Annotated in this window: 4 protein-coding genes, 1 pseudogene and 1 riboswitch; all 5 genes and pseudogenes read right to left on the bottom strand. The window is 32.6% G+C overall.

Annotated elements, in window-relative coordinates:
- Nucleotides 1–401, bottom strand: a 401-nt coding sequence (locus CUL_RS16720; protein WP_035142814.1) for a UPF0236 family transposase-like protein, incomplete at its 3' end; no start/stop codon positions are given.
- Nucleotides 402–888: 487 nt separating this feature from the next.
- Nucleotides 889–2175, bottom strand: a pseudogene (locus tag CUL_RS17925) (ISLre2 family transposase).
- A gap of 232 nt (nt 2176–2407) precedes the next feature.
- On the bottom strand, nt 2408–3091 hold the full coding sequence (gene cuyB / locus CUL_RS0105380) for a cysteate racemase (protein ID WP_051403504.1): 684 nt from the start codon (nt 3089–3091) through the stop codon (nt 2408–2410).
- Nucleotides 3092–3258: 167 nt separating this feature from the next.
- Nucleotides 3259–4311 carry a PTS sugar transporter subunit IIC gene (locus CUL_RS0105375; protein WP_025640745.1) on the bottom strand — a complete coding sequence of 351 codons (1053 nt, stop codon included), beginning with the start codon at nt 4309–4311 and terminating at the stop codon, nt 3259–3261.
- Between the two features lie 110 nt (nt 4312–4421).
- Nucleotides 4422–4516, bottom strand: a riboswitch (glycine riboswitch).
- Nucleotides 4517–4793: 277 nt separating this feature from the next.
- Nucleotides 4794–5555, bottom strand: a complete 762-nt coding sequence (locus CUL_RS0105370) for an amidohydrolase family protein (protein WP_025640744.1) — start codon at nt 5553–5555, stop codon at nt 4794–4796.
- Nucleotides 5556–5784 lie beyond the last annotated feature (229 nt).

The following is a 5784-nucleotide window of genomic DNA, read 5'->3' as shown; positions in this document are numbered from 1 at the left end:
CTACTATGACACATGCTTTCTATATTTTTTGCTGATTTTCTATAGGATTGTTCTAATACATTTTCTACTATCTTTTCAGCTAGATTACTAGATACATGGCCTATGGTTTCTTTTTTTAAATATTGGTCTAGTAGGTATACATGCATACTCTTCCCATCATTATCTTCGGTTTGATAGATTCTTCTTTCATACTCTACTTCACCCATAATTGTGTGTATACAGGTTCTCCTGAATCCTTTATTTCGATATTTTTCAGTATCCCTCTTGGCTAGTAACATCAAATCAATTTTTTCTAATATATCTTTCATAATTCCACAGGCTACCTTACAAACAGTTTTATATATTTCTTCTTCAATAGTCTTGAAATCAAGTTCATTATGGTTTACACTTAATATATGCACAGTCTTTCCTCCTTAATGTGTTGTCCTTAACTACATTATAACGGATTGACTATGCATTGGGAAGGCCACTTAAAAGGTCTTCCCTTTTTCAGTTATATATCTAATGCCTACAAAAATTATACACTAACATGGTAGGAGCGATAGTGTCAAGTTGTTGTTGGAAAACAATTAATATTAATTTTATTCTATCAAAATTAGAAACCATCGCATTTAAACAATGTAATATCTTGCTAACTAGTATTTGTTTACTCAAAAATATTGATACTCATCTTTTTATTCTGAATTCTCGCCACCATTGACAACCCAAACATAAATACTATTGGTTTATCACACTAAGGCGAAAAACTCAAAGCAAGCTATATTCCTTGCCTTAGTGTTAGAACATTTTAGCATTTACTTATTGGTTTATCAATGGCAAGCCCTACGGGTGGCTGGCATCCAACTCAGGCTCTAAATCTAAAGCAAGCTATGTTAGGTTGTACTCCAATCAAAAGCTTGAATTACTAAGCATGTTTTTAAGCCATCTACCTTCTGTTTTTGTTATGTATGGCATATCTATCATTATATCTGGATCAATATTGTTGTAGGTTCTTTTTACTCTATTTACTACTCTTTTATCAAGTTCTAATATTCTTTCTTCATTTTTCTTTTCGATTCTTTGATTCCTATAATATTCTTTAATGCTTCCACCATTGGCTTTATATGCTCTCATTCGTGCCATTTCATCTGCACCTATTAAGCTCCAACCCATTGGTCTTGAACTTAGTCTATCAGATAGTATATGGCTTATATGTCCTTCTGCACTGCATCTATATTTTTCTTCACCAAATAAATTGTTTATTCCTTCCCAGTTATTTAATATATACCTTTTCGCATCTTTCATACTCTTTTTCTTGCTTTCAGTAGGGGTTATTTCTATTGCAAAATCTATTAGCTCTATTACAAATTTTTTCTTCCCTCTTCTTATGTATCTCCACAAAGGTTTTTCTATATCTGCTGGTTCTTCAAGGCTTGGGAGATGTACTGTTATCTTTTTTACATACTTGCTTAGATGATAATGATCAAGTACATATTTGCTATCTTTAATTATTTCTGTTCCACCTTTTATCCAATTAGCTCCATCTCCAGCGATATAGATATTTTCAACTTTGTCTAAATCATAGGATTCATCTAGATATGTTGCTACTTCTGTCCATATATCTTCTGGTTTCATTTCACCAGTAAAATATCTAATGTTTTCAAGCTTTATTCTGTCTTTGCTTACTTTTGTTTTATTATCATATACATAGATTAATTTCATTTCTTTATTCTTGCCTGTTTGTAGTGGAACATGGTCTTCATCTGCTTCTATGCATAAAGTATCTACTCCTTCTTTCTCTTCTATCTCAAGATCTAGATTACTTATCTTTCCATTTTCTCTTATTATATTTTTTACTGTTTCTCTTGTTAAGTATGCAGGGGTGGATAGTTCGGCTGCCTTTTGATAGCTTACATCAACTGCTTTATCAAGTATTTCACCTTTTAGATTTCCTTCTGCTCTTTCATACTTTTATATTCCTAAAAGTTCATCTAAAATGTAAACATAATTTTTATCTCTTATGTTTTTGTAATATGCTCTATTAAATTCCAGTTCTCCAAATCTAGTAACTAAAGTTCTTGATACATTGCTTTTATGAATATGATAAATCCCACTTCTTTCAGGAGACTTTTTAACGATATCATTTAATTCAACAATTATGGCCTTGAGGGTATCTAAGCCAATATTATTTACCATTTCACCTACCGAATCTACGATATTATCAAGCTTGGTATCACCTTCCATTACTTTAATTACACTTTCTTCAATTGTACCCTTAACTTTTTGTCCAATTAGTTGTATAATGTTATTCATAGAGAATTCCTCCTTTATTTTGTGGTTTGTCGATTACATTATATCAAATAGAGGTTAATTCTCTATATTTTTTGCTTTTTTGTCCAACAAATATTTTACACTAAGGTAAATGATTTTACTTTAACCCCAATTCCACACATCGTTTTGCCAATATAGTCATTGGATCAAAATATTTTTTCGTTAGTCCTATTCTTTCAACTAAAACAGATAGTTCAGTACACCCTATTATAATAGGTATATCTTTATCTTTCATATATTTGTTTACAAGGGATTCGAATTCCTGTAAGCTTATATTAAACTCGGAGGATTTTACTCCATATATCCATTTCATAATTGTTTTCTTATCTTCATCATCAGGTGTCAGTATATTTAAGCCTAGGTCATTAAAGGTTTTATCATAAATTTCCGCTTTATAAGTTCCTTCTGTTGACAAAAGCAAATAATCCTTATCTTTTGAATTATTTTCTTTAAGGAAATATGCCGTTTCGTATATCATGTTTATAATTTTTACCTTTGTATATCTTTTAATATCATCATAAAAGTAATGGGCAGTGTTACAGGGTATAGCTATATAGTCAACCCCCATGGTTTCTAATTTAATAATAGATCTTGTCATCTCTATTCTAGGGTCTTCCCCTTTGTCTAAAATATAATCTGTTCTATCGGGAATCTTTGTATTATTATCTATAATGATATGCAAATGGTCCTGGTCTTTATCTGCATCAGTCAATTCAATAATCTTTCTAAACAATTCACAGGTAGCCAAAGGCCCCATGCCTCCTACAATTCCTAATATCATATACATTACCCCATTTCCAAATTTATTCTATAAAGTTTCAATTATTTTGCTTTCTTATTCATCGATTATACCATTTATCCTTATTCATTGGAAGATTTCTATTATATATTTAACTCAGGTTTAATTTTCCTTCAAATATGAAAAAACCCTAATCAATATAGGATCTTCTATTTGTTTATTGCTAGTTTTTGTCTTCTAGTGGATTTGTTAAATATCTCTAAATCATACTTTTTATCTACTATGTCCAGTATACTAGTGCCTATATAGCCTCCAATAATGCCTAATATAGCAGCTAAGCTTAGGGCTAAAATTACTTTGGTAGGTGGATTAAATCCAAAGGGTGCTAAAAAACCTGGAATTGGTGCTGCTGTCCCAGGAGCATTATTAATAATTCCAAAATTAGCTGCTACTATTCCAGCTAATCCACCCCCTATAAAATCTGAAAAAAATATAGGAATCGGATTTTTGGTTATAATATGAGCCTGTGTTAAAGGTTCAAGCATTACTCCAAGTATATTACTTTTATCGCCAAGACCCATTCTCTTAAAAACTATTCCATTAGTAAAGGCTCCGCCAAAACTTGCCACAGAAGATATCCCCATTGCAAGGCCTTGAAGACCTAACATGGCCGTCATAGACATGGAGCTAAGTGGTGAAGTACATATTACCTTCATCATACCTCCTAATAAAAATCCCATTACAAGAGGTGATTGGTTAGCAGCAGCTGTTACTGCATAGCCAACATTTAGTAATGTAGCATCTACTACCGGTGTTACTGCTAATGCTATAAACCTAGCCAATGGTGCTATAATTAAAGCACCAGCTACTACATTAAGTCCTTCAGGCAATTTCTTTTCAATTATTGGAGAAATCAATCCCACCATATATCCTGCAATAAATCCAGGTAATATGCCTATACCTGATAGTGCAACCCCTGCCACCAATGCAAATACTGGGTTGGCACCCATAAATATAGGAACTAAAGAAGCAGCTGCTGTTCCTGCTAAGCTACCAGAGGAAGTGCCAACTTCACCAAGAAAAGCAATTTTAAAGAAATCTCCACTTATATATTTATGGATAGCTTCCACTAAAAAACTTGCAATAGCTGCTCCGGCAAGTCCTGACATAGCCTTATCTCCCTTAGGAGCTTTTAAACTAAATACTGAAAATAATAACAAGGTTAAAAACAACAACCCCATTCCTTTTAAAATTGTAAACATCTAATCCCTCCATAGTATTATTAACTTTGTCCTCGTTTTTTGTAAATAATTTTAATGTACAAAAAACAAAAAGACATGGAGGTACAATAGCACAACAAAATTTTTTGCTACTCTACCGCCCTGTCCTTGTATCTGAAAGTTTCCCTATACAATTGTATAGATTGCTTCTTCGATGCCCAAAAAGGGTCTCTCCAGGGGCGTGTCAGAATGCTGTCCCATACCTGAGAGTTTCAGAATAAAAAGAGTGCGTATTTTATTCCTTGCTCCTTCGGTTATCTATGATATAGATATTTCCAACATATCGTCATCCACTTATTCAATTTTACATATGTTAATATTCTAACATATATTGATAAAATTACAATAGAAAATTAAACCTAAGTTTTGGTAAAATTAAAATGCCAAAGGTAGGGGGCATCCTTTGGCTTAATAATATATTCAAAATATTTGTTATTTACAGTTTTGTGTAAAAGGGGAACAAATTACTTATTACTATAAGCAATTTGTCCATTAATTATAGTGTATTTTACAGTAGCATTAGTATCTAATGCAGGAGTTCCATCGAAGATAACTAAATCAGCATCTTTTCCTTTCTCTATGGAACCTACTCTATCGTCAACACCAATAATTTTAGCTGGATTTATGGTGAGCATATTGATAACCCGTTCAATATCCCCTCCAAATCGGATTACTTCACCAGCTTGAATTATAATTACATCAGGGTTTAATATAGGACCATCTGTCATTATGGCACAGGGTACTCCTCTTTTATCCAGTTCTATAAGGCTATGAATATCGATTTTGCCACATTCTCCTGGCAAAAGTAGGACTCCTATAGGTCCATAAATTACTCCTTTGCAGTTGGATTCTACAATATCATCGTAAAAATCACTGGCTCCCCAGGCATGGTCTAAGGTAAAATCTATATCGAATTCTTTAGCAATGCGGATAATAGTTAACATATCGAATTGCTCACAATGTACCTTTAGAGGGATTTCTTTCCTAAGTACCTTAGACACATTTTCCATACCTAGGTCAAATTCCACCTCACCTTTTTCCCTTTTTTCTATATACTGTTGACCTTTGATTAAAGTTTCTCTAATTACATTGGCAATTCCCATACGAGTCATAGGCATTTGATTCCTCTTCCCATAGACTCCTTTAGGATTACCTCCTAGAGCTGCTTTTAATGCCACCGGGTTTTTAATGCACATTTCTTCAATGTCGATTCTCAAATTAAACAAGTAAAATTTCTTGCTTTATAATATCTATAAAAGACTTCAAAAGCATTAAATTATCAAATTAATTCAGAAAATATTTAGTAGATTTTCAAATTGTCCTAGTATTACATAGAACCTTGGGGCTCTGCCCCAAACCCCGGGATTTTTCGCATTTGTTCTTTAAAAACATAAAAGAAGTATCTAGGATAGATACCCCTTTTATGATTCTTTATGTTTTTATAGAATCCTATTT

Origin of the sequence: [Clostridium] ultunense DSM 10521 (assembly GCF_000511955.1) — a bacterium.
GTDB classification, from domain to species: domain Bacteria; phylum Bacillota; class Clostridia; order Tissierellales; family Tepidimicrobiaceae; genus Schnuerera; species Schnuerera ultunensis.
Note: the sequence above shows the minus strand (reverse complement) of the source record. Positions and strands in the feature narration are given on the sequence as shown.